This window comes from Micromonospora sp. WMMD980 (assembly GCF_029626035.1).
GTDB lineage: Bacteria > Actinomycetota > Actinomycetes > Mycobacteriales > Micromonosporaceae > Micromonospora.
The window spans coordinates 5,746,589-5,772,010 of sequence record NZ_JARUBE010000003.1 but is presented as its reverse complement, the minus strand read 5'-3'; the positions used below and the strand labels follow the sequence as shown (position 1 = coordinate 5,772,010).

Sequence of the window (25,422 nt, the reverse complement as noted above, 5' to 3'; positions counted from 1 at the left end):
TCGGTCAGCCGGCGACGCGCCGGCGGGTGGCGATCAGTTGGCGCAGACGTTCGCTGCGCGCCCGCTGCGGCCGTTCGCGCTGCTGTACCGCGCGGGCACCGGCCAACTCGGCGAGGAGTTGCAGGCGGCGGCGGCTCCGATCGGGGTCGAGCCGCGGCGGTGTGGTCCAGGCCATACGGCGAGCGTGAACCGTCACCGCCCGTACGTCAAGATGGTCTTCGCTACGCAGCGAAACCGGCACCCAAGGTCACCAGAGCGGCCAGTCCCCGGTCTGCGCCCAGCGCACCGCGACGATCGCCGCGGCGATGCTCCAGCCGCCCGCGGTGACGATCGCGACGCCGGTCGCCACCCCCCGGTCGCCGTGGCGGACCAGCACCGCGGCGGCCGCCCAGGCGAGCGCGCCGGCGAGCAGCGTCCACCACGCGTAGCCGGGCACGTCGCGCTCTACCAGCCCGAACAGCAGCAGCCAGGCGAACGTGACCACCGCGCCGATCGCGACGCCGCCGCCGGTGACCGGGTTCGGCTCGCGATAGCTGGGCCGCATCGGCCCGCCGGACGGGAAGAGCCCCGACGGCGTACGCGGCGGCGGCTGGAACGCTCCCGCGCCGGGGCCGTCCCCACTGCCGTGCCACCCGTTCGTCACCGCTGCTCCCTTCATCCGGGCCCACCGCCCCGACATCACGCACAGTGACGCCGACGGTGCGGGCGGGTCTCGGCTTTCGTCCCCACGGTAGTGGTCTGCCAGGATGATCGGATGCGCTCGCCATCGATCGGACGCCGCGCGCGTCCGGCGTTCCCGGTCCTGCTGCTCGTCGCGGCGCTGGCCGCCGGGTGCGACCGTCCCGCCGGGCCGGCCGACGGGTGGCGGGACCCGAGTCCGATGGCGACCGCCGCGCAGCCCGCCGAGCCGACGGCGGGCCCGGCCCCGTCCGTGCTCTCCTCCACCGCGCCGGTACCGACGCCGACCCGTGCGGCGGCGCGTCGGGTCTTCCCGGTGCGGGCCGGCAACGTCGACTACCACCCGACGCACGGCGGCTATCCGGGCACCGACCTGTTCGCCGACTGCGGCGAGCCGGTGGTGGCGGTCACCGACGGGGTGGTCCTGGAGGTGAGCCGGGTGGACCGGTTCGACAAGCGCGGGCCGCTCGGGCCGAACAACGGCGGGTTGTCGGTCTCGCTGCTCGGTGACGACGGGGTGCGCTACTACGGCTCCCACCTGAGCGCGGTCGCGGCCGGCGTGGACGCCGGCGTCCGGGTCCGCGCCGGGCAGCAGCTCGGCAGGGTGGGCCGCACCGGCAACGCCAACAACGTGTGCCACCTGCACTTCGGGGTCTCCCCGAAGTGCTCCGGCCACGACGACTGGTGGATCCGCCGGGGCGTGGTCTGGCCGGCGCCCTACCTCGACTCCTGGCGCAAGGGCGGCAACCGTTCCCCGGTCGCCGAGGTCACCGCGTGGCAGCGCAAGCACGGCTGCCCCACGTCGCCGGGCGGGTCCGCCGCGGGCGGCTGACCCGACGCGCGCCCGGCGGCTCCCGGCGGGCCGCCGGAACGCGTAGGTTCCAGGCATGACTGCCCGGGATCCCATCGCCGACCTGCGCCGGATCGCGTTCCTGCTGGAACGGGCGAACGAGGCCACCTACCGGGTCCGGGCGTTCCGGTCGGCGGCGAACGCCCTGGGCGCGCTGCCGGCCGGCGAGGTGGCCGAGCGGGCCCGCACCGGAAAGCTGACCGAGCTGGCCGGCGTCGGTGACGTCACCGCCCGCTGCGTGGCCGAGTCGCTGGCCGGTGCGGAGCCGGTCTACCTGCGCCGGCTGCTCGCCACCGAGGGCACCGACCTGGACGAGGAGGCGGCGAGGCTGCGCGACGCGCTGCGCGGCGACTGCCACAGCCACTCCGACTGGTCCGACGGCGGCTCACCGATCGAGGAGATGGCGTTGGCCGCGGTCGAGCTGGGCCACGAATACCTGGTGCTCACCGACCACTCGCCACGACTCAAGGTGGCCCGGGGCCTCACCGCGGACCGGCTCCGCAAGCAACTCGACCACGTGGCCGCGGTGAACGAGGCGCTGCCGAAGGGCTTCCGCATCCTCACCGGCATCGAGGTCGACATCCTCGCCGACGGCTCGCTGGACCAGACCGACGAGTTGCTGGCCCGGCTGGACGTGGTGGTCGGCTCGGTGCACAGCGGCCTGAGCGACGACCGGGCGAAGATGACCCGCCGGATGCTGGCCGCGGTCGCCAACCCGCACCTGGACATCCTCGGCCACTGCACCGGCCGGATGGTGTCGTCCCGACCGGCCGGCGTGACCGGGCCGGGCGACAAGGGGCACCGGGCGCGTACCCGCAAGGAGAGCGACTTCGACGCGGACGCCGTCTTCGCCGCCTGCGCGGAGCGCGACGTCGCCATCGAGATCAACTCGCGGCCGGAGCGGCAGGACCCGCCGAAAAGGTTGATCCGCCGCGCCCTGGAGGCGGGCTGCCGGTTCGCCATCGACACCGACGCGCACGCCCCCGGTCAGCTCGACTGGCAGCGGTTCGGCTGCGAGCGGGCGGCCCGCTGCGGCGTGCCGGCGGACCGGGTGGTCAACACCTGGACGGCCGACCGCCTGCTGAAGTGGACGGCCGGCCGCGGCTGAGGGTCAGCCCCGGGCGACCGGCTCGACCGGGCGGGCGGCGGGTGCCACCGGCGCCGGAGCGGCGCGGCGCCGGCCGAACAGGCCCTGCGCGACCGCGACGCCGACGAGCACCACGAGCGCTCCCACCGGCTGGTGCCAGTTCATCCGCTCGCCGAGGACCACGGCGCCGACGAGCACCGCGAAGACCGGGATCAGGTAGGTCACGGTGGACGCCGTGCTCGCGCCAGCCAAGCGGATGTTGCGCATATTGATCACGAACGCCAGCCCGGTGCCGAGCGCGCCGAGCGCGAGCACGCTGGCCACCACCCGCAGCGACAGGCCGGTCGGCACCGGCGGCGCGCCCGCCACCAGCGGCGCGACCAGGGCGAGCTGGGCGGTCGCCACGAGCAGCTGCGCCGCCGACAGCGACAACCCCGAGTGCGCGCTGCCCGCGATGAACTTTTTCTGGTACGGGATGGCCACGCCGTAGCAGGCCGCCGCGCCGAAGCACATGAGCTGGCCGGTGAAGTGGGCCCCGCCGACGCCCGCCCAGACGCCGAGCACCACCAGCACGCCGACGAAGCCCAGGGCCAGCCCGACGGCCCGTCGCGCGGTCAGTCGCTCGGTGCGGAACACCAGCACCGCCAGCGGCAGCACGATCAGCGGCGTGGTGGCGTTCCAGATGCCGGCCAGCATGGACTCGACCCGCTGCTCACCGAACCCGAACAGGGTGAACGGCAGCGCGACACCGAACGCGGCCACCACCAGCATGTGGGCCCACACCCGGGGTTCGCGGGGCAGCCGGTCGCGCAGCACGACCAGCACCGCCAGCAGCGTCGCCGCGCCGGTGGCCACCCGGTAGAGGGTGAGGTGCACCGGGTGCAGCTCGGTCACCCCCACCTTGATGAAGAGGAAGCTGGAACCCCAGATCGCGCCCAGGGCGACGAAACCGGGCAGCCAGCTCCGCAGCGGCGCCCGGTCAGGAGCGGTATCGACGTTCACCCCTGACACTCTGCCCCTCGGGTACGACGCTGTCGCGCGAAATTCGGACGTGGTGTCGACCGCCACAGCAACCGACTTACAGTGGAGACGTTGACCGGTCGAGGAGGTGACACGTCGATGGCCGCGCCCCTGCGTTTCGATCCGCTCGTCGATTTCGACGGCATGTGGACCACCCGGCTCGCCGACCGTTACCTCCCGTTGCGCGAGCTGCCGCATGCGCGCTACGAGTGCATCGACGGAAGGCTGGTCATGACCCCCGCCGAGACCGGCACCAGCAGCTATGCCGAGGGTGAGCTGAGTTACCTGTTCAAGCCGGCGGCGAAGGCGGCCGGCTTCTACGTCTTCGGTCAGGTGAACCTGACCTTCACCCCCGACCGCTGGATCCAGCCCGACCTCACGATCCTGCACACCCTGCCCGCGAGCGACCAGGAGGATCGCTGGATCCCGGTACGGCTGTGCACGATGGCGGTCGAGTTCGTGTCGCCGGGAAGCCGGCGGCAGGACTTCGTGGACAAGCCGCGCCTCTGCGCCGAGGCCGGGGTGCCGTACTTCATGCGGGTGCAGATCGCCCGGCAGATCCGGCACGTCGGCGTCGAGTTCCTCACGCTCGACAACGGCAGCTATGTCAGTACGGCCCAGGCGGTCAGCGGTCAGCGGCTCAAGGTCGGACTGCCTTTCCCGATCGACTTCGACCCGGCTGATCTGCTGCCCTGAACACGGCAAACATGGTCGACACCGGGGCGCCCCGGTCACGTAGTCTCGCCCGGTGGGACGAATCGATGACCTCGCCAACCGATACGTGGCCCAGTGGGCTCCGCTGAGCCCGACCGGCGCCACCTACGTCGGCATCGCGGGCTACGACGACCAGCTCGACGACCTGACGCCCGACGGCTACGCGGCCCGCGCCGACCTGGTCCGGCGCACGCTGACCGAGCTCGACGTGACCGAGCCGGAGACCGAGGCGGAGCGGACCGCCCAGGAGGCCATGCAGGAACGCCTCGGCCTGGAGCTCGCCCGGTACGACACCGGCGAGACCACCAGCGAGGTCAGCGTGATCGAGAGCGGGCTGCACGAGCTGCGGCTGGTCTTCGACCTGATGCCGACCGACGGCGAGGCGGCCCAGGCCAACGTGGCCAGCCGGCTCAACCGCTTCGCGTCGGCGCTGGAGGGCTACAAGCGCACTTTGCGCGAGGCCGCCGCCAAACGCCGGGTCAGCTCGCAGGTGCAGCTCGTCGAGGTCGCCAAGCAGTGCGACATCTGGGTCGACCCGAACGGCGACAACTTCTTCCACGGCCTGGTCGAGCGCCTCGACGCGGACGGCACGCTCGGCGCCGAACTGCGCAAGGGCGCCGCCGCCGCGACCGCGGCCACCGCCGAGTTCGGGCAGTTCCTGCGCACCGAGCTGGCCCCGGTGGGGCGGCAGAAGCAGGCCGCCGGCCGGGAGCGCTACGAGCTGGCCTCGCAGTACTTCCTCGGCGCGAAGGTCGACCTGGACGAGACGTACGCCTGGGGGTTCGCGGAGTTGGCCCGCCTGGAGGCCGACATGCGGACGGTCGCCGGCCGGATCGCCGGTCCCGGCGCCACGATCGACGAGGCGGTGAGCGCGCTCGACGCCGACCCGGCGCGGACGGTCCGGGGCAAGGAGGCGTTCCGCGACTGGATGCAGGCGCTCGCCGACAAGGCGATCAGCGAGCTGGACGGCACCCACTTCGACATCCCGGAGCAGGTCCGCCGGATCGAGTGCTGCCTGGCACCGACCAGCGACGGCGCCATCTACTACACCGGCCCGAGCGAGGACTTCTCCCGGCCCGGGCGGATGTGGTGGGCCCTGCCGCAGGGCATCACCGAGTTCTCCACCTGGCGCGAGGTGACCACGGTCTACCACGAGGGCGTGCCCGGCCACCACCTCCAGGTCGCCCAGACCGCCGTCCGGGCCGACCTGCTCAACCGCTGGCAGCGGCTGCTCTGCTGGGTCTCCGGCCACGGTGAGGGCTGGGCGCTCTACTCGGAGCGGCTGATGGACGAGCTGGGCTACCTGGAGGACCCGGGTGACCGGCTCGGCATGCTCGACGGGCAGGCGCTGCGGGCGGCCCGGGTGATCGTCGACATCGGCATGCACCTGGAGCTGGAGATCCCGGCGGACAACCCGTTCGGCTTCCACCCGGGTGAGCGCTGGACCCCGGAGCTGGGCTGGGAGTTCATGCGGGCGCACTGCCGGGTGCCGGACGAGAATCTGCGCTTCGAGCTGAACCGCTACCTCGGCTGGCCCGGGCAGGCCCCCTCGTACAAGGTGGGCGAGCGGATCTGGTTGCAGGCCCGCGAGGAGGCGAAGGCCCGCAAGGGCGCCGACTTCGACCTCAAGGAGTTCCACCGCCAGGCGCTCGACCTGGGCGCGCTGGGGCTGGACCCGCTGCGCCGGGCGCTGGCCCGGCTCTGAGTCTCCCGGCGACGGCGATGGCCGGGAGTCGGAGGTGTTCCCTCCGGCTCCCGGCCGTTTCGTCGGTGCGGCCGGTCAGGCCAGGTCGAGTCGGAGCACCGGCTCGGCGGTGAGCGACTTCGAGTGCTCGTAGGCCAGCTCGATCACCGGGTCGTCGAAGCTGATCGGGATCGGCGAGGTGATCGGAATACCGTCCGGGAACGGCAGGTCCGGCGTCAGGGTGATCTTGATGCCGAGCAGGTGCCCGACGAACCGGGTGGCGTAGAACGCCACGTCGCCCTCGACCGTGAGCCGGTCGGTGACGTACCGCTGCTTCTTGCCCGCCGGGCCGCTGGCCAGCAGCGTGAAGTCGTCGGTGACCGCCTTCTTCATGGTGAACTTCAGGCACTTGAGCTTGCCGTCGTGGGTGGGCAGCTCGACGATGCCCTCGAAGCGCAGCCCGGTCATGGTCACCTTGGAGCCGGTGAGCCGCGACGGCGGGTCGGCGACGATCGGCTGGTCGGGGTCGGCGGCGAGCTTGGGCAGCGGCTTGCCCTCCTCGACCGGCTTCGGCTTGGTCGGCGCCGGTTCGGCGCAGTCGGCGCCCGGCGTGGCCGGCGCCGACGACGGCTTCGCGCTGCCGCTGGGCTCCGGAGTGGTGCTGGCGCTCGGCGCGGCGGCGGCCTTCGCCTCGGTCGACGGCGACGGCGACGGCGACGCCTCGGTCTTGTCGTTCCCGCCGGTGAACAGACCGGTGATGCCGTCGACGAGGTCGGTCAGCAGGTTGCCGTCCGACTCCTGGGCCGGCTCGGCCGGCGCGGTGGTGCTCGGGCTGGCCGACGGCGAAGCCGAGGCCGTCTTCGAGGCGGACGGCTTCGGCGCGGGCGCCGACGTGGTCGGGCAGGCCGCCGGCGCGGCCACCGCCGGCCGCGCGTCCCGGAGCGCGACCAGCCCGGCCACCGAGACCGCGAGGACCAGCAGGATCGCGTACGCCCTGGGCGGGTGCCCCGGGCCGTGCGGCGAGTACGGGGGCGGCGCGTCGACGGCCGGTTCCACGGGTGCCGACTCGCGCAGCGGGTTGCGCGGCTCCGGGAGCGTGTCGGTGAGGACGCCGGTGGTTTCGTCCTCCCGTTGGCGCGGCAGCAGTTCGTCCACCAGGGCCGGTTCCGGCTCGTCGACCGGCTCCTCGGCCACCGGCTCGTCGACCGGCGCCACCGGCGTCTCGTGGGCGTCCTTGCGGGGCACCCAGGCGAAGCCGAGCGCACTGCCGATCATGCCGAGCAGCAGGCCGATGAAGAAGCCGCCGAGGTTCACCCCGATCAGCGAGTAGAGCGCGGTGATCGCCGCGACCACCGAGTAGAACATCCGCTGGGCCGGGCTGAACCAGAGCAACATGCCGCAGGTGACGAGGATGGTCGGGACGAGCCAGGACAGGAAGCCGGTGGGCCCCATCTGGAAGGTGAGGCCGTTGAGGCTCATCTGGGTGGTGGCGAAGATCTCCAGCCCGGCCAGGGCGGTGAGGAGACCGCCCCAGAACGGCCGCGCCCGGCGCCACCGGCGGAAGCCACGCCACGCCTGGCCGAGCCGACCGGGCCGGGCCTGCTGCGTTTCGGCGGTTGTCACGTACTCCTCCTGGCGGTGCTGACGGGGTGCGACATGGTCGAGGCCCGCGGAGGGCGCCCTCCGCGGGCCTCGCCATCAGATCAGAAGCATTCCTTCGCGTCCTTGCCAACGTTGACCTTCAGCTTCAGGCCGTTGAGGGTGAAGACGCCGGCGCTGGTGGAGCGGGCCACCTGCTCCAGCTTCGTGATGGTCACCGAGTCGGCGCTCTGCCCGAACGCGCCGGGCTGACCCTTCGTCGGGTTGAGCTCGTTGGCGTCGCGGCCGATCTGGATGTTCTGGAACGTCGCGTCGCCCTCGAGCGACTCCATGTCGATCAGCAGGTTGGTGGCGGTGGCCGGCTTGCCGCCGCCGCCGGCGTTGATGGTCAGCACGATCGGCACACCCGGGATGCTGGCGTTGACCGACTGGCAGAGGTCGTAGAGCTTCGCGTCGGCGATCTCGGAGACGGCCACCGGGTGCTGGGTGCCGTTCTTCTCCTGGACCAGACCGCCGTACTGCTTGAAGCCGTTGCCCTCCAGCTTCGAGGCGCCGACCTTGAAGGTCTGCCCCGACACCGCGAACGACGCCGCGATGGCGCCGTTGGCCATGCCGAGCACGATGCCGCCGGCCACGACGGTCGCCGGCACCATCATCGCGGCGAAGCGCCGCCAGCGGGTGCCGCCACTCAGCTGGCGGTTCTCCGATTCACTCACAAGGTCCTCCTCGACGGGGGTGCGTCTCCGGACGCGGGACGCGACGCGGGACGGGGAAAGCTGCGGGGCGGCGCGGGAGGCCGTTGTGCCGAACGGGCCGCGCGGTCGCGGATTGGATGCTCTCGCGAAGCGACAGACCTCACAAGTCCCTTGCTACTGACGGGTAACACAGATGTGGTATCAAGATCGCCTACGGTTACCAACGGTTAACGTCCGGGCAGCAAGGAGGCCCGGACAAACCCCCTGGATTACGACACGATGGCGGAGAGGTTTCACCTGTGGTAGCCGTCACGACCAAACATCACAGTTCGATAACGGCGAGCTGGTAAGCCGCTGAGGGTGAGGCGGCGATCACCCGTCCGGTCAGGCCCCGACGCCGACCGGCGACCGGGTCAGCCCCGCCCGTCCAACCACGACGCCAACAGGTGGCGGTCGATCGAGTCGACCCGACCGAGCGGACGCCCCGCGGCGACCCGCGCGCGCAGCTCGGCCCGGGTGAACCAGCGCGCCTCCACCACCTCGTCGCCGTCGACCCGCACCCGCGTCGACACCGCGGTCGCCCGGAAACCGACCATCAGCCCGGCCGGGAACGGCCACGCCTGCGAGCCCTGGTAGGTCACCTCGCCCACGGCCACGCCGGCCTCCTCGGCCACCTCCCGCCGGACCGCGTCCTCCAGGCTCTCGCCGATCTCCACGAACCCGGCGAGCGTCGACCAGGCGTCCTCCGCCGCGCCGCGGTGCCGGGCCAACAGGCACCGCTCCGGCTCACCGGGCGCCTCGACCAGCATGATGACCGCCGGCTCGATCCGCGGGAACAGCAACCGGCCGCAGCCCGCACCGGTGCAGGAGCGGGTGTGGCCGCCCGTCCCGGCCGCCGTCGCGGCACCGCAACTGCCGCAGAATCGCTGGCCGCGGTGCCAGTGCAGCAGACCCTTCGCGTACGCCTGGACGGCCGCCTCGGCCGGGCCCAGCCCACCCACCAGCGCCCGGACGTCCACCGCCTCGGCCGCGCCGGCACGCGCGCACGCCTCGCCCTCCTCGAGGCCGGAGAGGTCGGCGGCGGACACCGCGCGCCCCGCGTCGAGCCCGAGGAAGACCGTCTCGTCGGCGCCGCCGAGCAGCTCGCCCGCGCCCACCGCCGCCGGACGCACGGGCACCCGCCCGGAGTCGACGAGACACCGGTCCCGCCACAGCGGCAGCACCACGCTCATCGGGTCACCCAGCCGCTCGGCGAGCCACTCCGGGTCGCCGCGCAGCGCCGCCGCCCGGTCCAGCCAACCGCCGCCGTACGCCACCACCGGGCCATCCGTCCGCACCCGCCCACCGTGTCACGACCCGGACCGGAACGGTGACCCGAAACGGGTGATCGGTGCGACACCTCCGCCGCTCCGACACGACCTCCCGGCCGGAGACTCCCGGCCGGCTCGAGCGTTGGTTACCGTAGGTGTCTCCCGCGGGGGAAGCGGTCCCCGCACACGCATTTCCGATCGAGGTTGCAGTGACGATGAGCGGCGAGAAGATGCCGGCTGCCGACGACCGGCCCACCATCAAGGTGGCGGCGGTGAGCTGGCCCGGGGTCGAGCTGGAGCCGGTCGCCACGCCGCCCGCCGCCGACGGGCGGAAGCCGACACGCTCCCGGCGCGGCCGGCTGCTGCTGGCCGGCGGCCTCACCGCCGCGCTGCTCGCCGGCGGCATCGCCGTCGGTGCCTACGCGTACGCCGGCGACGTCCCCCGCGGCACCACGGTCCTCGGCACCGAGCTGGGCGGGCGGAGCCGGGCGGACGCCGCCCGGGCGCTCCGCGCCGAACTGGAGCGCCGGGCCGCCGCACTGAACGCCCCGATCGTCGTCACCGTGGGCGAAGAGAAGACCGAGCTGAAGCCGGCCGACGTCGGGCTCGCCATCGACGTGGACGCCACCGTGGCGGCGGCCGCCGCCGCCGAGGCGCACGCGGTCAGCCGGCTGGTCGGCTCCCGGGCGATCGAGCCGGTGGTGACCGTGGACGCCCAGCGGTTGGGTGCCGCGCTGCGCGAGGCGGTCGGCGACCAGGGGCGCGAGATGACGATGCCGACCGTCATCTGGACCGGCACCACGCCCAAGCCGGTCTACCCGAAGCCGGCGCTGACCGTCGACACGGCCGGCGCCACCGAGGCCGTCACCACGGCCTGGCTGGCCGCCCAGCCGGTCACCGTGCCGCTGGTGGAGAAGTGGCCGGCCACCAGCCGGGAGGAGGTCGACCGGCTCGTCACCGAGCTGGCCCGCCCGGCCGTCGCCGCGCCCGTCACGCTCACCACCGAAGGCGGCTCGGTCACCATCCCGCCCGCCGCCATCGCCCGGTCACTGCGCTTCTCGACCGACGACGACGGCACGGTCACGCCCCGCGTCGACGTCAAGCGGCTGCGCGCCGCGCTCGGCGGCAAGCTGGCCAGGCTCGAGGTGGAGCCGCGCGACGCCGGCCTGACCATCACCGGCGGCAAACCCAAGGTGGTGCCCAGCCGCGCCGGCCGCCAGGTCGACGCCGCCGCGCTCGGCCCCGCGCTGCTCGCGGTGCTGCCCAAGTCGACCGACCGCACGGTGACCGCCCAGCTCAAGGCGGCCACGCCGGAGCTGACCGAGGCGAAGCTGGCCGAGCTGGGCATCAAGGAGCGGGTTTCCACCTTCACCACCCGGTTCACCGGCGGCCTCTCCTCCCCGCGCAGCCAGAACATCGTCCAGGCGGCCAAGGACGTCGACGGCACCATCGTGCGGCCGGGGGAGACGTTCTCGCTCAACGCCCACACCGGCGAGCGCGGCTACGACCAGGGCTACCAGGACGCGCCGACGATCGTGAACGGCAAGCTGGTCCCCGGGGTGGGCGGCGGCGTCTCGCAGTTCACCACCACGCTGTTCAACGCCACCTACTACGCCGGCATGGAGGACGTGGAGCACAAGCCGCACTCGTTCTACTTCAGCCGCTACCCGGCCGTGATCGAGTCGACCATCTACTGGCCGCAGCTCGACTTCAAGTTCCGCAACAACACGCCGCACGGGGTGCTCATCGACACCTCGTACACCGGCAGCTCGATCACCGTGTCGATCTGGAGCACCAAGATCTACGACAGCGTGCAGACCGAGTACGGACCGCGCCGGAACGTCACCCAGCCGAAGACGGTCTACCTCAAGCCCGGCCCGGACTGCATCTCCGCCGCCGGCGGCGTGGGGTTCGCCCAGGACGCGTTCCGGGTCATCAAGAAGGACGGCAAGGTCGTCAAGCGGGAGAAGTTCAGCTGGCGCTACGACGCCGAGCCGCGCTTCATCTGCGCCCCGGAGCCCGGCGCCTGAGACCGAGCATGAGGAAGGCCCCGCCGAGGCGGGGGCCTTCCTCATGTCCGGTCTGGTCAGGGCCGCGCGGCGGCCAGCCCCTCCCGGACGCCGTCGGCGTCCCGGTCGGCGCCGTAGACCGGGGTGTCCGGCTGCTGCCGCCAGCTCTCGTCGAGCGTGCCGGCGTCGACCGGGTCGAAGCCCAGCTCGTCGACGATCCCCATGACGACCTGCTTGGCGTCCGCGTCGTCGCCGGCCACCGGCAGCGCGATGCGGCCCGCGGTGCCCGCCGGCTTCCCCTGGTCCATCAGGTGCGCCGCCTGGATGTTGTTGAACGCCTTCACCACCCGGGCGCCCTTCAGGTGGTCGGCGGTCCACCGGCTGGAGCTGAGGCTGCGGTCCAGCAGCTCGGCGACGTCGCCGTCGCGCTGCGGGTAGTAGTTGTTGGCGTCGACGACCAGCTTGCCGTCGAAGAGCGCGGCCGGGAGCTGCGGGACGGCCTTCAGCGGGATCGCGACGACCACCACCTCCGCGCCCTGGACCACCTCCTCCAGGGTGCCGGCCCGCGCGCCACTCTCGGCGGCGAGGTCAGTCAGGCTCTCCGGGCCGCGGGAGTTGGTAACCGCGACGTCGTGGCCGAGTGAACTCAGACGACGGGTGAGGGTGCCCCCGATGTGCCCCGACCCGATGATTCCGATCTCCATGACCACTCCTGTACCCCGGCGGGTCCGTTCCGTGCGCGAACCCGGCCGTACGCGATGTCACGTTTTCTGGATCCGCCAGGCCGGCGGGGGACGCGTGGGGCGGTCCCGGCTCGACGGTACGAGATGCGGCGGTCGGTCGTGGCGGTTCCCGGTGGAACGCAATGAGGGCCACCCCGTCGGGGGTGGCCCTCATTGAAAGATTGTCCGGCGGTGTCCTACTCTCCCACACCCTCCCGAGTGCAGTACCATCGGCGCTGGAGGGCTTAGCTTCCGGGTTCGGAATGTTGCCGGGCGTTTCCCCTCCGCCATGACCGCCGTAACTCTATGAACATGTCAAACACACACACGCGTGTGGGGTGTTCGAGTGTTCAGAGTTGCACAGTGGACGCGTAGCAGCTTGGTAGTCAAGTCCTCGGCCTATTAGTACCGGTCAACTGAACCCGTTACCGGGCTTACATTTCCGGCCTATCAACCCAGTCGTCTAGCTGGGGGCCTTACCCCACAAAGTGGGTGGGATACCTCATCTTGAAGCGAGCTTCCCGCTTAGATGCTTTCAGCGGTTATCCCTTCCGAACGTAGCTAACCAGCCGTGCCCCTGGCGGGACAACTGGCACACCAGAGGTTCGTCCGTCCCGGTCCTCTCGTACTAGGGACAGCCCTTCTCAAGTATCCTACGCGCACGGCGGATAGGGACCGAACTGTCTCACGACGTTCTAAACCCAGCTCGCGTACCGCTTTAATGGGCGAACAGCCCAACCCTTGGGACCTGCTACAGCCCCAGGATGCGACGAGCCGACATCGAGGTGCCAAACCATCCCGTCGATATGGACTCTTGGGGAAGATCAGCCTGTTATCCCCGGGGTACCTTTTATCCGTTGAGCGACACCGCTTCCACATGCCAGTGCCGGATCACTAGTCCCGACTTTCGTCCCTGCTCGACCTGTCAGTCTCACAGTCAAGCTCCCTTGTGCACTTGCACTCAACACCTGATTGCCAACCAGGCTGAGGGAACCTTTGGGCGCCTCCGTTACCCTTTAGGAGGCAACCGCCCCAGTTAAACTACCCACCAGACACTGTCCCTGAACCGGATAACGGTCCGAAGTTAGATACCCAAATCAACCAGAGTGGTATTTCAAGATTGCCTCCACCCATACTGGCGTATGGACTTCACCGGCTCCCACCTATCCTACACAAGCTAATTCAGATACCAATGTCAAGCTATAGTAAAGGTCCCGGGGTCTTTCCGTCCTGCCGCGCGTAACGAGCATCTTTACTCGTAATGCAATTTCGCCGGGCCTGTGGTTGAGACAGTGGGGAAGTCGTTACGCCATTCGTGCAGGTCGGAACTTACCCGACAAGGAATTTCGCTACCTTAGGATGGTTATAGTTACCACCGCCGTTTACTGGCGCTTAAGTTCTCCGCTTCGCCCCGAAGAGCTAACAGGTCCCCTTAACGTTCCAGCACCGGGCAGGCGTCAGTCCATATACATCGAATTACTTCTTCGCATGGACCTGTGTTTTTAGTAAACAGTCGCTTCCCCCTGCTCTCTGCGGCCATACAACGCTCCACCCGCGCGGGGCTTCACGTCTCCGGCCCCCCTTCTCCCTAAGTTACGGGGGCAATTTGCCGAGTTCCTTAACCACAGTTCGCCCGATCGCCTCGGTATTCTCTACCTGACCACCTGTGTCGGTTTGGGGTACGGGCCGCTCAGAACTCGCTAGAGGCTTTTCTCGGCAGCATAGGATCACTGACTTCACCTGAATCGGCTCGGCATCACGTCTCAGCCTACATGCGCCGCGGATTTGCCTACGGCACGGCCTACACGCTTACCCCGGCACAACCACCGGCCGGGATCAGCTACCTTCCTGCGTCACCCCATCGCTTGACTACTACCCGCCAGGTTCCCACGCTCCCCCCGTTCGGTCCGAAGACCTCCCGGAGCTCGGGTGGTTAGCACAACGAGGTTCGTCAGGGTCGCTCTTTCGCGGGTACGGGAATATCAACCCGTTGTCCATCGACTACGCCTCTCGGCCTCGCCTTAGGTCCCGACTCACCCAGGGCGGATTAGCCTGGCCCTGGAACCCTTGGTCATCCGGCGGAAGGGTTTCTCACCCTTCTTTCGCTACTCATGCCTGCATTCTCACTCGTGCCGTGTCCACAACTAGGTCACCCCGTCGCTTCACCCCCGGCACGACGCTCCCCTACCCATCCACACACCTGCACGGCACATCACGGCGCCGCGAAGTTGAAATGTGAATGCCACAGCTTCGGCGGTGTGCTTGAGCCCCGCTACATTGTCGGCGCGGAACCACTTGACCAGTGAGCTATTACGCACTCTTTAAAGGGTGGCTGCTTCTAAGCCAACCTCCTGGTTGTCTATGCGACCCCACATCCTTTTCCACTTAGCACACGCTTAGGGGCCTTAGCTGGTGATCTGGGCTGTTTCCCTCTCGACTACGAAGCTTATCCCCCGCAGTCTCACTGCCGCGCTCTCACTTACCGGCATTCGGAGTTTGGCTGATTTCGGTAAGCTTGTGGGCCCCCTAGACCATCCAGTGCTCTACCTCCGGCAAGAAACACGCGACGCTGCACCTAAATGCATTTCGGGGAGAACCAGCTATCACGGAGTTTGATTGGCCTTTCACCCCTAACCACAGGTCATCCCCCAACTTTTCAACGTTGGTGGGTTCGGCCCTCCACGCGGTCTTACCCGCGCTTCAGCCTGCCCATGGCTAGATCACTCCGCTTCGGGTCTAGAGCATGCGACTAAAAACGCCCTATTCAGACTCGCTTTCGCTACGGCTCCCCCACCCGGGTTAACCTCGCCACATGCCACTAACTCGCAGGCTCATTCTTCAAAAGGCACGCCGTCACCCCGTAAGGCTCCGACGGATTGTAGGCGAACGGTTTCAGGCACTATTTCACTCCCCTCCCGGGGTACTTTTCACCATTCCCTCACGGTACTCGTCCGCTATCGGTCACCAGGAAGTATTTAGGCTTACCAGGTGGTCCTGGCAGATTCACGGCAGATTTCAGGAGTCCGCCGCTACTCGGGAACACCCACAGAAGACCAGCAGCTTTCACCTACCGGACTATCACCGTCTACGGTCAGCCATTCCAGACTGTTCGACTAACCACTGGCTTTGTAACTCCTCGACCGTGTGTCAGCACAATCAGCAGGGTCCCACAACCCCGACCACGCAACCCCTGACAGGTATCACACGCCGCCGGTTTAGCCTCAATCCGCTTTCGCTCGCCACTACTCACGGAATCACTATTTGTTTTCTCTTCCTACGGGTACTGAGATGTTTCACTTCCCCGCGTTCCCCCCACACACCCTATGTGTTCAGGTGCGGGTGACATCACATGACTGATGCCGGGTTCCCCCATTCGGACACCCTGGGATCACAGCTTGGTTGACAGCTCCCCCAGGCCTATCGCGGCCTCCCACGTCCTTCATCGGCTCCTGGTGCCAAGGCATCCACCGTTCGCCCTTGACAACTTGACCACAAAGATGCTCGCGTCCACTGTGCAATTCTCAACAAACGACCAACCCACAACCCGAACAGTTCCCCACCAGACCCAGCTCACCGCCGGCGGTATGAAGAACCAGGCCATGCCTGGCGCCCCGACAGGCTCCCGCCCGTCTCCAAGGCTCCGAAGACAACAACCAGCGGTTGTTCCTTCAGGACCCAACAGGGTGCTTACGCTCCTCCCCAGCCGCACCAGGACTCCGCTCCACACCCACCCGAAAGTGAGCAGTACTAGAAGGATCCAGGCCGTTGCCGAGGACGAACTTGCCAGTGTCTCCGCCATCTGAGCACCCCGACCCGACATTCGCAGGTCGCGGGCTCCATACCAGCTTTCGCCGGATGGTGCTCCTTAGAAAGGAGGTGATCCAGCCGCACCTTCCGGTACGGCTACCTTGTTACGACTTCGTCCCAATCGCCAGCCCCACCTTCGACGGCTCCCTCCACAAGGGTTGGGCCACCGGCTTCGGGTGTTGCCGACTTTCGTGACGTGACGGGCGGTGTGTACAAGGCCCGGGAACGTATTCACCGCAGCGTTGCTGATCTGCGATTACTAGCGACTCCGACTTCACGGGGTCGAGTTGCAGACCCCGATCCGAACTGAGACCGGCTTTTTGGGATTCGCTCCACCTCACGGTATCGCAGCCCATTGTACCGGCCATTGTAGCATGCGTGAAGCCCTGGACATAAGGGGCATGATGACTTGACGTCATCCCCACCTTCCTCCGAGTTGACCCCGGCAGTCTTCGATGAGTCCCCGCCATAACGCGCTGGCAACATCGAACGAGGGTTGCGCTCGTTGCGGGACTTAACCCAACATCTCACGACACGAGCTGACGACAGCCATGCACCACCTGTGACCGCCCCCGAAGGACCCCCCATCTCTGGAGGTTTTGCGGCCATGTCAAACCCAGGTAAGGTTCTTCGCGTTGCATCGAATTAATCCGCATGCTCCGCCGCTTGTGCGGGCCCCCGTCAATTCCTTTGAGTTTTAGCCTTGCGGCCGTACTCCCCAGGCGGGGCGCTTAATGCGTTAGCTGCGGCACAGGGAACCGGAGAGGCCCCCCACACCTAGCGCCCAACGTTTACAGCGTGGACTACCAGGGTATCTAATCCTGTTCGCTCCCCACGCTTTCGCTCCTCAGCGTCAGTATCGGCCCAGAGACCCGCCTTCGCCACCGGTGTTCCTCCTGATATCTGCGCATTTCACCGCTACACCAGGAATTCCAGTCTCCCCTACCGAACTCTAGCCTGCCCGTATCGACCGCAGGCCTGGGGTTGAGCCCCAGGTTTTCACGGTCGACGCGACAAGCCGCCTACGAGCTCTTTACGCCCAATAAATCCGGACAACGCTCGCGCCCTACGTCTTACCGCGGCTGCTGGCACGTAGTTGGCCGGCGCTTCTTCTGCAGGTACCGTCACTTACGCTTCGTCCCTGCTGAAAGAGGTTTACAACCCGAAGGCCGTCATCCCTCACGCGGCGTCGCTGCATCAGGCTTCCGCCCATTGTGCAATATTCCCCACTGCTGCCTCCCGTAGGAGTCTGGGCCGTGTCTCAGTCCCAGTGTGGCCGGTCGCCCTCTCAGGCCGGCTACCCGTCGTCGCCTTGGTAGGCCATCACCCCACCAACAAGCTGATAGGCCGCGAGCCCATCCCAGGCCGAAAAACTTTCCACCACACACCATGCGATGCGAGGTCATATTCGGTATTAGCCCCGGTTTCCCGGGGTTATCCCAAAGCCTAGGGCAGGTTGCTCACGTGTTACTCACCCGTTCGCCGCTCGAGTACCCCGAAGGGCCTTTCCGCTCGACTTGCATGTGTTAAGCACGCCGCCAGCGTTCGTCCTGAGCCAGGATCAAACTCTCCAACAAAAACCTATTTGTCGGACACAATGTCCTGGCAACAAAAGTGTTGCCAAAGGAATCCCAACCAGCCAGACAACAGCCTGACCAGTCCGGGGTATAAAACAATTGGCACTGGCTTTACAAGCACCCTGTTGAGTTCTCAAAGAACAACCACACACCGCCCAGAAGCCCTCCAAGAGGACCCCCGACCCGGGGCATTTCGTCCACATCCCCGCCACTCTCGCGTCGGGCACTTTTACTACGTTACCGCACCGTCTCCGCCGTGTCAAACCGTGTGTCCCGGTCTGTCATGCTTCGTACGGGTCGGCGCCGCTGAACTCGCGCAGCAGCGAACCGCTGCGCTTGATCATCGGATTTGGCAGACCGGCCGCCGCGGTTTCCCGCAAGCTCGCCCGGTGCCCTGCCGGTCGACAACCTTACCCCGTCGGTTCCGCTCCGCCAAATCCGCCCTGCGGCGTTTCGGCGAGCCCCGCCCGGACCGCGCCCTCGGGGTTGAACACACCCTTGGAGAACCCGGTCGCCCGCTCGGATCGGCACTCCCGGGCTTTCATCCCGTTTGCCCCGTTCCGCGCTGGCAGAGAGAAAGTTACGCGTCTGCGGGTTTGATCGTCAAATCCAGGGGCAGCGTCCCGCGTCACATCATCACCGGCGCGCTATGTCCGCAGCTCAGGGCGCAGGCGTCCCGACCTCGGCGGGTGGCGGTGTGGGCCGGCCGGCGACCTAACGAGGTCCGGAGGCGCGGCGGGCGGCCCGCCACCCGCGCACGCCCAGGATGCCTGCGGTCGTACCGATGGCCAGGGACGCGGCGATGAGCAGCGCGTGCACCCAGAGGAAGCTCGTCGGCCCGCCCTCGCCGACGACGCCGGCGGACCAGGCCCGGGTGTCGTGCCAGATGGCGACCGCGAACCTCGGCCAGATCACCCAGGTCCACACCCCGACCCCGACCAGGAACAACGACCAACCGCGCGAGAGCACCATGGTCGGCCAGTATGCCAGCGGCACCGGGACCGGAGCTGGCACGACCGGCAGCTCGGCGGCGTGCCTCGGCGTTTCCCGCTCCGTTCCGGCGGGCACTGTCGTCAGTGCCGACACGACATCGCGGAGGTGCCGACATGCAGCCGTTCAATCCATGGGCCTGGCGGGATCCGGCCGCCCTCGCCGGCGGCTACGACCAGACCGGCCCGGACGACGTGCCACGGCAGCGCGCCGAGGGCGACGACCTCGTGGACGCGCCCGGTCCGGGCACGCCCATCGACCTCACCGGCTACCGCGTGGAGGCGACCGACGGCCGGATCGGCTCGATCGACGAGGCGAGCGAGGAGGCCGACGCCCGCTACCTGGTGGTCGACACCGGCCCGTGGATCTTCGGCAAAAAGGTGCTGCTGCCCGCCGGGACGGTGGCGCGGGTCGACCACCGGGAACGCGTCGTGCGGGTGGATCGGACCCGGGACCAGGTGAAGGAGTCCCCGGCGTTCGACCCGGACGACTTCGCGCGCCCCGACTACCGGGACCGGGTGGGCACCTACTACTCGGAGAGCTACCGACACGGCTGAGTCGCCGGACGGGAGGGCAGCCGGAGGGCGACCGAACGGTTACCGTGTCAGGCATGGACCGGTCGCGCGTGTGTGCCCCGGAGACCGCTGCCGGTCTCCCGGGTCGTGCCGACGACGGCCGGGAGCAGATTCTCGACGTTCTTCGTGCCGGTGGGCTGCGGTTCCGCGCCGGCGGGCGATGGCGGCGCTCGTTCTGACGAGCCCGTTCCACCGATCCGGGTCACCCGGGTCGTCCGCGCGTCCGCGCGTCCCGCCAACGACCGGCACGAAAGGCCCACCACTATGTCCTCAGCACGCATGCTCACCGGCGACCGCCCGACCGGGCGGCTGCACCTCGGCCACTACGTGGGCAGCATCGCCAACCGGGTGCGACTGCATCAGCGCTACGAGAGCTTCTTCATCATCGCCGACCTGCACATGCTCACCACGAGGAACACCCGCGCCGACATCGAGCAGGTGGCCGGCAACGCCCGGGAGATGGTCACCGACGTGCTCGCCGCGGGCGTCGAGCCGGAGCACGCCACGTTCTATCTCCAGTCGGCGATCCCCGAGGTCGGCGACCTGAACACGCTGTTGCAGAACCTGGTCACGGTGCCCCGCCTGGAGCGGGTGCCGTCGCTCAAGGAGATGACCCGCGACGCCGGCAAGGACGAGATGCCGTACGGCCTGCTCGGCTATCCCGTCCTCCAGGCGGCCGACATCCTCTGCGTGAAGGGGCAGGTCGTGCCGGTGGGGAAGGACAACGCCGCGCACGTCGAGGTGACCCGGGAGATCGCCCGTCGGTTCAACCACCTCTACGGCGACGTCTTCCCGGTGCCCGACCTGATCATGTCGGAGACGCCGACGCTCACCGGCACGGACGGCGCCGGGAAGATGAGCAAGAGCAGGGGCAACGCGATCGCCCTCGCCGACGACGCGGCGACCGTGCGGCGCAAGGTGATGGGGATGTACACCGACGCGAACCGGGTCCGCGCCGACGTGCCGGGGACGGTCGAGGGAAACCCGGTCTTCGCCTACCACGACGTGTTCAACCCGGACCGGGCGCAGGTGGAGGAGTTCAAGGCGCGCTACCGGGCCGGGCGGGTGGGCGACGTCGAGGTCAAAGAGGCGCTCGCGACGGCGCTCAACCGCTTCCTCGACCCGGTCCGCGAGCGCCGGGCCCGGTTCGAGGCGCAGCCCGGCCTGGTCGACGAGCTGATCGTCGCCGGCACCGAACGGACCCGCGCCCAGGTGCACGCCACGCTCGTCGAGGTCCGCCGGGCGATGGGGCTGACCAGCGCGTACACCCAGGTTCGACGGCGGGCGGAGCGCTACCGCAAGGCCGCCGCCACGCCGGCCTGACGATCCGGATACGCCGACCGGCCGGTCCGGGTACGCGCTTGCGCCACCCCCGGGCCGGCCGGTTACGCTGCCGGCATGAGCAGCTCGCAGGCGTACCCGACGGCGTCCCCCGACGTCCGGCTCGGCACGCTGCGACGCCGGCGGTCCCGCGACCGCCTGCGCTGAGCCTTCCTCTCCTGCGACCGGCGGATCGAGCCGCCGGTCGTCGTCGATCGCCCTCGCTCCGCCGCCCTCCCATCCGGTGATCCGCGCGGCGGATCGAGCGAGATCGGCGTACCTATGGATCTTGAAAAGATGTTGTCCGACCGGCTGGCGCCGGCGTTCGCGGCGGTGGCCGGCGTGCCGGTGGACCCGGTGGTGCGGCGCTCGCAACACGCGGACTTCCAGTCCGACGCGGCGCTCGCGCTGGCCCGCCGGCTCGGCCGGCCACCGCGGGCGATCGCCGCGGAGGTGCGGGACCGTGCGGAGCTGGCCGACCTCTGCACCTCGGTGGAGGTCTCCGGACCGGGCTTCCTCAACCTGACCGTGGCCGACCGGGCGCTCGGCCACCTGGTCTCCACGCTGGCCGCCGACAGCCGGCTCGGGGTGCCGGTGGTGGCCGAACCGGAAACCGTCGTGGTCGACTACTCGGCGCCGAACGTGGCCAAGGAGATGCACGTCGGCCACCTGCGCTCGACGGTGATCGGGGACGCGGCGGCGCGGCTGCTGGAGTGGCTGGGCCACCGGGTGCGGCGCGCCAACCACCTCGGCGACTGGGGCACGCCGTTCGGCATGCTGATCGAGCACCTGGTCGACCGGGGCGAGGCGGAGGCCGCGCAGGAGCTGTCGATGGGCGACCTGGACGCGTTCTACACGGCGGCGCGGGCGAAGTTCGACCACGACGAGGCGTTCCGGGAGCGATCGCGGCTGCGGGTGGTGGCGTTGCAGGGCGGCGACCCGGCGACGGTGCGGCTGTGGCGGCTGCTGGTGGCGCAGTCCGAGAGCTACTTCCTGACCGTCTACGACCTGCTGGACGTCACCCTCTCCCGGGCGGACTTCCGGGGCGAGAGCAGCTACCACGACCTGCTCGCACCGACCGTCGCCGAGTTGGACCGGCGCGGCCTGCTGCGGCGCAGCGACGGCGCGGACTGCGTGTTCCCGCCCGGGTCGGTGGGCCGGGACGGCGAGCCGCTGCCGCTCATCGTCCGCAAGTCGGACGGCGGCTACGGCTACCCGGCGACCGACCTGGCCGCGTTGCGGCACCGGACCGGCACGCTGGGCGCGACCCGGCTGCTCTACGTGGTCGGATCGCCGCAGCGGCGGCACTTCGAGATGGTCTTCGCGACCGCCGCGCAGGCCGGCTGGCTGGCCGCGCCGGCCCGGGCCGAGCACGTCGGGTTCGGGTCGATCCTCGGGCCGGACGGGCGGATGCTGCGCAGCCGGGCCGGCGGGGCGGTGAAGCTCGTGGGCTTGCTGACCGAGGCGGTCCAGCGGGCCACGGCGCTGGCCCGCGAGCGTAATCCGGAACTGGGCGAGGCGGAGGCGGCCGAGGTGGGGCGCGCGGTCGGCATCGGCGCGATCAAGTACGCCGACCTGTCCGGCGACCGGCACAAGGACTACGTGCTGGACTGGGAGCGGATGTTGGCGCTGGACGGGAACACCGCGCCGTACCTCCAGTACGCGTACTCCCGGATCCGGTCGATCTTCCGGCGGGCCGGCGTGGCGGCCCGGCCGGACGCGGCCGTCGCGCCGGCGGAGCCGGCCGAGCGGGCGCTCGCGATCGAGCTGCTCGGGTTCCCGGCGGTGGTCGACGAGGTGGCCGGCAGCCTGGAGTTCCACCACCTGGCCGCGTACCTGCACCGGCTCGCGTCCGCGTTCAGCGCGTTCTACGAGCGCTGCCCGGTGCTGCGGTCCGCGGGACCGGTGCTCCAGAGCCGGCTGGCGCTCTGTGACGTGACCGCTCGGGTGCTCCACCAGGGCCTGCACCTGCTGGGCATCCGCACCCCCGAGCGGTTGTGAGCGGGCCGGGTCAGCGGGGCAGCCAGGACTGCACCTCGACCACGTTGTCCTCGGGGTCGCGCAGGTAGGCGGAGCGGACGTTCACCGAGCCGGCCGACGTCGACATCCACCTCGGCGCCGCGCCCGGCGGGCCGGCGGCGTAGGCGCCCGGCGCAGCGGCCCCGGCGATCCGGTCGCCGGGGCCGGTGCGCTCAGCGCTCGACGATGGTGTTGTTCTCGTCGATGCCGTGGGTGCGCCAGTAGACGTCCCACTCGTCGTCGACGTGCTGCGGCACCTTGCCCTCCGGATAGCGGACGTACGGCGGGGTCGGCTCCTGGCCGTTCGGGAAGCAGGCGCTGCCGCCCTGCGCGCCGACCGCGATGGCCGGGTACTCACCGCTGCCGCAGATGGACTCCTCGAACGAGCAGCCGGTGGTGAGCATGAGCGTGCTCAGGCCGACCGCGGCCAGGGCGATCGAGATTCGGGTTCGCATGGGGAGAATTCTGGTCGCCCCGGCCGCTCCCGCCATCCGTACGCGTACTCAGTCGTTGGGATGCAGCAGCACCTTCGTCCAGCCGTGCTCGCGCCGGTCGAAGTGCCCGTACGCCTCCGGCGCCTCGGCCAGCGGCAGTTCGTGCGAGACGAGGAACGACGGCTGGGCGCGGCCGGCGATGATCAGGTCCCGGAGCTGCCGGTTGTAGCGCATCACCGGAGCCTGGCCGGTGCCCATCCGCTGGCCCTTGGTGAAGAAGGTGCCGTACTGCCAGCCGATCCGGCCCTCCCGCGCCTGCTTGTCCGGGCCGTTCGGGTCCTGCGGCACGTAGACCCCGACCACGCCGATCCCGCCGGTGGAGCGGACCACGCTGACCAGGTTGTCCAGCACCAGCTCCGGGTGCTCGTCACCGGACGGGTCGTGGGCCTGGTAACCGACGGCCTCCACGCCGCAGTCCGCGCCCACGCCGTCGGTGGCGTCCATGATCTGCTGGACCGGGTCGCCCTCGGCGAAGTTGATCGGGATCGCGCCGAGCTTGCCGGCCATGGCCAGGCGGTCGGCCTCCTTGTCCACCACGAACACCCGGTCGGCGCCCTTGATCATCGCGCTGTGGGCGGCCATCAGCCCGACCGGGCCCGCGCCGAACACCGCGACCGTGTCGCCCGGGGCCTGCCCGGCGAGTTCGGTGCCGTGCCAGCCGGTCGGGAAGATGTCCGACAGCATGGTGAAGTCGTTCTCGTGCTCGGTGCCGGACGGCAGGCGCAGCAGGTTGACGTCCGCGTACGGCACCCGTAGGTACTGGGCCTGCCCGCCGTCGTACGGGCCCATGTTGGCGTAGCCGTAGGCCGCGCCGTCCATCCCCTCGGTCGGGTTGGTGCGCAGGCAGAAGCTGGTCCAGCCGTGCAGACAGTTCCGGCAGGTGCCGCAGGCGATGTTGAACGGCACGGACACCCGGTCGCCGACGCTGATCCGGGTGAGCGCGTCGCCGACCGCCTCGACGACCCCCATGTTCTCGTGACCGAGGATCTTGCCCTCCTCGACCGAGGTGCGTCCCTCGTACATGTGCAGGTCGGAGCCGCAGATGTTGGTGGTGGTGATGCGGATGATCGCGTCGGTGGGGGCCTGGATCGTCGGGTCGGGCCGGTCCTCGACGGCGACGTCGCGGGGACCTCGGTAGACAAGTGCCTTCACGGTGAACCTCCGGATCGGGTCAGCCAAGGGCGCGGAGCCGCTCGGCGAGCGTGTCGCGGTAGAAGTCGAGGAAACCGTCCGGGTCCGGGCCGGCGTTCTGCAGCACGAGGTGGTCGAAGCCCGCGTCGACGTACGTGCGCACCGCCGCCACGTGGGTCTCCGGGTCGGGACCGACCGCGAACTGCTGCCGGATGTCGTCCTCGGTCACGGTCCGGGAGGCGGCCTCGAAGTTCACCGGGTTCGGCAACTCGCTCATCACCCTCCACCCGGTGACCGCCCACCGGCTGGTCTCCCAGGCCGCCCGTACCGCCTGCTGCTCGTCGGCCGCCCAGGCCACCGGCACCTCGGCGTAGCGCGGGCCGTCGCCACCACCCTTCCGGTACGCCTCGACCAGCTCCGGCTTCGGCTCGGTGGCGAACAGCCCGTCGCCGTACTCGGCGGCGATCCCCGCCGACACCGGACCGCTCGCCGCCACCGCGATCACCGGCAACTCGTCGGGCAGGTCGAACACGCGCGCGTCCTCCAACTGGAGGTGTTTACCCTCGTAGGACCGGTACCCGCCGCGCCAGAGCAGCCGGATGATCTCCAGCGCCTCGCGCAGCCGCTCGTGCCGCCCTCGTACGCTCGGGAAGCCCTGACCGACGACGTGCTCGTTGAGCCGCTCCCCGGCCCCCACCCCGAGCGTGAACCGGCCGTCGGAGACGATGGCCAGGGTGGCCGCGGCCTGCGCGATGATCGCCGGGTGGTAGCGCACGGTCGGGCAGGTCACCCCGGTGGCCAGGCCGATCCGATCGGTCTTCGCGGCGATCACGCCGAAGACGGTCCAGGTGAACGACGAGTGCCCCTGCCCGTCGAGCCAGGGGTGGAAGTGGTCGCTCATCTCGACGAAGTCGAAGCCGGCCTGCTCGGCCCGGACGGCCTGCCGGACGAGTTCGTCCGGCCCGAATCCCTCGCTGGACAGCTTGTAACCGATCTTCATGGCGCCTCCCGACTCTGGGCGCTGGCTTCTCCTCCGAGCTTTCCCCTCGGACGCGCCGGAAACCGGCGGACCGGAAAAACCTGCTGGCCGTTGGTTCAGTACGCCGGGCCCGCCGCGCAATCCGGCAAAGCTATCCGCACC

General features: G+C 69.6%; 19 protein-coding genes and 3 rRNA genes. 8 read left to right on the top strand and 14 right to left on the bottom strand.

The window, feature by feature from the left end; genetic code table 11:
• Positions 1 to 4: 4 nt before the first annotated feature.
• Together O7618_RS27240 and O7618_RS27235 are read right to left on the bottom strand one after the other, a co-directional pair.
• Positions 5 to 175, bottom strand: coding sequence for a hypothetical protein (locus O7618_RS27240; RefSeq protein ID WP_175441502.1), 171 nt, complete (start codon positions 173 to 175; stop codon positions 5 to 7).
• A 72-nt stretch (positions 176 to 247) separates the two neighbouring features.
• Positions 248 to 544 carry a hypothetical protein gene (locus O7618_RS27235; RefSeq protein WP_278110166.1) on the bottom strand — a complete coding sequence of 99 codons (297 nt, stop codon included), beginning with the start codon at positions 542 to 544 and terminating at the stop codon, positions 248 to 250.
• A gap of 210 nt (positions 545 to 754) precedes the next feature.
• Between O7618_RS27235 and O7618_RS27230 the strand changes: the two genes are divergently transcribed.
• Both O7618_RS27230 and O7618_RS27225 read left to right on the top strand, forming a co-directional pair.
• Positions 755 to 1,510: a peptidoglycan DD-metalloendopeptidase family protein gene (locus O7618_RS27230; RefSeq protein WP_278108992.1), complete on the top strand. Its 756-nt coding sequence runs from the start codon at positions 755 to 757 to the stop codon at positions 1,508 to 1,510.
• 55 nt (positions 1,511 to 1,565) lie between these two features.
• Positions 1,566 to 2,636 carry a PHP domain-containing protein gene (locus O7618_RS27225; RefSeq protein WP_278108991.1) on the top strand — a complete coding sequence of 357 codons (1,071 nt, stop codon included), beginning with the start codon at positions 1,566 to 1,568 and terminating at the stop codon, positions 2,634 to 2,636.
• Between the two features lie 3 nt (positions 2,637 to 2,639).
• Here O7618_RS27225 and O7618_RS27220 read toward each other — a convergent pair whose 3' ends face one another.
• The gene (locus O7618_RS27220; protein ID WP_278108990.1) at positions 2,640 to 3,617 is read right to left on the bottom strand and encodes a DMT family transporter; all 978 of its coding nucleotides are present in this window, start codon (positions 3,615 to 3,617) and stop codon (positions 2,640 to 2,642) included.
• Between the two features lie 117 nt (positions 3,618 to 3,734).
• Between O7618_RS27220 and O7618_RS27215 the strand changes: the two genes are divergently transcribed.
• Both O7618_RS27215 and O7618_RS27210 read left to right on the top strand, forming a co-directional pair.
• The gene (locus tag O7618_RS27215) at positions 3,735 to 4,331 is read left to right on the top strand and encodes a Uma2 family endonuclease (protein WP_278108988.1); all 597 of its coding nucleotides are present in this window, start codon (positions 3,735 to 3,737) and stop codon (positions 4,329 to 4,331) included.
• A gap of 52 nt (positions 4,332 to 4,383) precedes the next feature.
• The gene (locus O7618_RS27210; RefSeq protein WP_278108986.1) at positions 4,384 to 6,054 is read left to right on the top strand and encodes a DUF885 domain-containing protein; all 1,671 of its coding nucleotides are present in this window, start codon (positions 4,384 to 4,386) and stop codon (positions 6,052 to 6,054) included.
• 75 nt (positions 6,055 to 6,129) lie between these two features.
• Here the strand turns inward: O7618_RS27210 and O7618_RS27205 are convergent, their stop codons facing one another.
• From O7618_RS27205 to nudC, 3 genes are all read right to left on the bottom strand, one after another.
• Entirely contained in the window at positions 6,130 to 7,656 is a 1,527-nt protein-coding gene (locus O7618_RS27205) for a DUF6114 domain-containing protein (protein WP_278108985.1), read from the bottom strand.
• Between the two features lie 80 nt (positions 7,657 to 7,736).
• Positions 7,737 to 8,288: a DUF6230 family protein gene (locus O7618_RS27200; RefSeq protein WP_278110165.1), complete on the bottom strand. Its 552-nt coding sequence runs from the start codon at positions 8,286 to 8,288 to the stop codon at positions 7,737 to 7,739.
• A 452-nt stretch (positions 8,289 to 8,740) separates the two neighbouring features.
• Positions 8,741 to 9,664, bottom strand: coding sequence for an NAD(+) diphosphatase (nudC, locus tag O7618_RS27195; protein WP_278108984.1), 924 nt, complete (start codon positions 9,662 to 9,664; stop codon positions 8,741 to 8,743).
• Positions 9,665 to 9,852: 188 nt separating this feature from the next.
• Between nudC and O7618_RS27190 the strand changes: the two genes are divergently transcribed.
• Positions 9,853 to 11,667 carry a VanW family protein gene (locus O7618_RS27190; protein ID WP_278108983.1) on the top strand — a complete coding sequence of 605 codons (1,815 nt, stop codon included), beginning with the start codon at positions 9,853 to 9,855 and terminating at the stop codon, positions 11,665 to 11,667.
• Positions 11,668 to 11,723: 56 nt separating this feature from the next.
• Here the strand turns inward: O7618_RS27190 and O7618_RS27185 are convergent, their stop codons facing one another.
• The 5 genes from O7618_RS27185 to O7618_RS27165 all read right to left on the bottom strand — a co-directional run bounded on the left by O7618_RS27185 (position 11,724) and on the right by O7618_RS27165 (position 18,766).
• Positions 11,724 to 12,350 (bottom strand): NAD(P)-binding domain-containing protein, encoded by a 627-nt coding sequence (locus O7618_RS27185; protein ID WP_278108982.1) that lies wholly within the window; start codon positions 12,348 to 12,350, stop codon positions 11,724 to 11,726.
• A gap of 202 nt (positions 12,351 to 12,552) precedes the next feature.
• A 5S ribosomal RNA gene (rrf, locus tag O7618_RS27180) occupies positions 12,553 to 12,669 on the bottom strand.
• 81 nt (positions 12,670 to 12,750) lie between these two features.
• Positions 12,751 to 15,859: ribosomal RNA gene (locus O7618_RS27175) — 23S ribosomal RNA — on the bottom strand.
• A gap of 378 nt (positions 15,860 to 16,237) precedes the next feature.
• Positions 16,238 to 17,752: ribosomal RNA gene (locus tag O7618_RS27170) — 16S ribosomal RNA — on the bottom strand.
• Together the 16S, 23S and 5S rRNA genes form the textbook arrangement of a ribosomal RNA operon.
• A gap of 714 nt (positions 17,753 to 18,466) precedes the next feature.
• The gene (locus O7618_RS27165; protein WP_278108981.1) at positions 18,467 to 18,766 is read right to left on the bottom strand and encodes a hypothetical protein; all 300 of its coding nucleotides are present in this window, start codon (positions 18,764 to 18,766) and stop codon (positions 18,467 to 18,469) included.
• 92 nt (positions 18,767 to 18,858) lie between these two features.
• On the opposite strand from O7618_RS27165, the gene O7618_RS27160 reads away from it, so the two are divergent.
• The 3 genes from O7618_RS27160 (at position 18,859) to argS (ending at position 22,638) form a co-directional block, all read left to right on the top strand.
• Positions 18,859 to 19,299, top strand: a complete 441-nt coding sequence (locus O7618_RS27160; RefSeq protein WP_278108980.1) for a PRC-barrel domain-containing protein — start codon at positions 18,859 to 18,861, stop codon at positions 19,297 to 19,299.
• 282 nt (positions 19,300 to 19,581) lie between these two features.
• Positions 19,582 to 20,640, top strand: a complete 1,059-nt coding sequence (gene trpS / locus O7618_RS27155; protein WP_278108979.1) for a tryptophan--tRNA ligase — start codon at positions 19,582 to 19,584, stop codon at positions 20,638 to 20,640.
• Positions 20,641 to 20,919: 279 nt separating this feature from the next.
• Positions 20,920 to 22,638 carry an arginine--tRNA ligase gene (gene argS / locus O7618_RS27150; RefSeq protein WP_278108978.1) on the top strand — a complete coding sequence of 573 codons (1,719 nt, stop codon included), beginning with the start codon at positions 20,920 to 20,922 and terminating at the stop codon, positions 22,636 to 22,638.
• A 191-nt stretch (positions 22,639 to 22,829) separates the two neighbouring features.
• On the opposite strand, the gene O7618_RS27145 is transcribed toward argS, so the two are convergent.
• Genes O7618_RS27145 through O7618_RS27135 form a run of 3 tightly spaced genes read right to left on the bottom strand, consistent with a single transcriptional unit; the run spans position 22,830 to position 25,281 of the window.
• On the bottom strand, positions 22,830 to 23,111 hold the full coding sequence (locus O7618_RS27145; RefSeq protein WP_278108977.1) for a hypothetical protein: 282 nt from the start codon (positions 23,109 to 23,111) through the stop codon (positions 22,830 to 22,832).
• 48 nt (positions 23,112 to 23,159) lie between these two features.
• The gene (locus tag O7618_RS27140; RefSeq protein ID WP_278108976.1) at positions 23,160 to 24,302 is read right to left on the bottom strand and encodes a glutathione-independent formaldehyde dehydrogenase; all 1,143 of its coding nucleotides are present in this window, start codon (positions 24,300 to 24,302) and stop codon (positions 23,160 to 23,162) included.
• Positions 24,303 to 24,321: 19 nt separating this feature from the next.
• On the bottom strand, positions 24,322 to 25,281 hold the full coding sequence (locus O7618_RS27135; RefSeq protein ID WP_278108975.1) for a TIGR03557 family F420-dependent LLM class oxidoreductase: 960 nt from the start codon (positions 25,279 to 25,281) through the stop codon (positions 24,322 to 24,324).
• Between the last annotated feature and the right edge of the window lie 141 nt (positions 25,282 to 25,422).

What these genes read in the sequence shown, in the direction of transcription:
- trpS (WP_278108979.1), top strand. Translation starts at nt 19,582, where the DNA reads ATGTCCTCAGCACGCATGCTCACCGGCGACCGCCCGACCGGGCGGCTG.
- O7618_RS27185 (WP_278108982.1), bottom strand. Translation starts at nt 12,350, where the DNA reads ATGGAGATCGGAATCATCGGGTCGGGGCACATCGGGGGCACCCTCACC.
- O7618_RS27225 (WP_278108991.1), top strand. Translation starts at nt 1,566, where the DNA reads ATGACTGCCCGGGATCCCATCGCCGACCTGCGCCGGATCGCGTTCCTG.
- O7618_RS27200 (WP_278110165.1), bottom strand. Translation starts at nt 8,288, where the DNA reads ATGATGGTGCCGGCGACCGTCGTGGCCGGCGGCATCGTGCTCGGCATG.
- O7618_RS27135 (WP_278108975.1), bottom strand. Translation starts at nt 25,281, where the DNA reads ATGAAGATCGGTTACAAGCTGTCCAGCGAGGGATTCGGGCCGGACGAA.
- O7618_RS27230 (WP_278108992.1), top strand. Translation starts at nt 755, where the DNA reads ATGCGCTCGCCATCGATCGGACGCCGCGCGCGTCCGGCGTTCCCGGTC.
- O7618_RS27160 (WP_278108980.1), top strand. Translation starts at nt 18,859, where the DNA reads ATGCAGCCGTTCAATCCATGGGCCTGGCGGGATCCGGCCGCCCTCGCC.
- O7618_RS27215 (WP_278108988.1), top strand. Translation starts at nt 3,735, where the DNA reads ATGGCCGCGCCCCTGCGTTTCGATCCGCTCGTCGATTTCGACGGCATG.
- O7618_RS27235 (WP_278110166.1), bottom strand. Translation starts at nt 544, where the DNA reads ATGCGGCCCAGCTATCGCGAGCCGAACCCGGTCACCGGCGGCGGCGTC.
- O7618_RS27190 (WP_278108983.1), top strand. Translation starts at nt 9,853, where the DNA reads ATGAGCGGCGAGAAGATGCCGGCTGCCGACGACCGGCCCACCATCAAG.
- O7618_RS27145 (WP_278108977.1), bottom strand. Translation starts at nt 23,111, where the DNA reads ATGCGAACCCGAATCTCGATCGCCCTGGCCGCGGTCGGCCTGAGCACG.
- argS (WP_278108978.1), top strand. Translation starts at nt 20,920, where the DNA reads ATGGATCTTGAAAAGATGTTGTCCGACCGGCTGGCGCCGGCGTTCGCG.
- O7618_RS27240 (WP_175441502.1), bottom strand. Translation starts at nt 175, where the DNA reads ATGGCCTGGACCACACCGCCGCGGCTCGACCCCGATCGGAGCCGCCGC.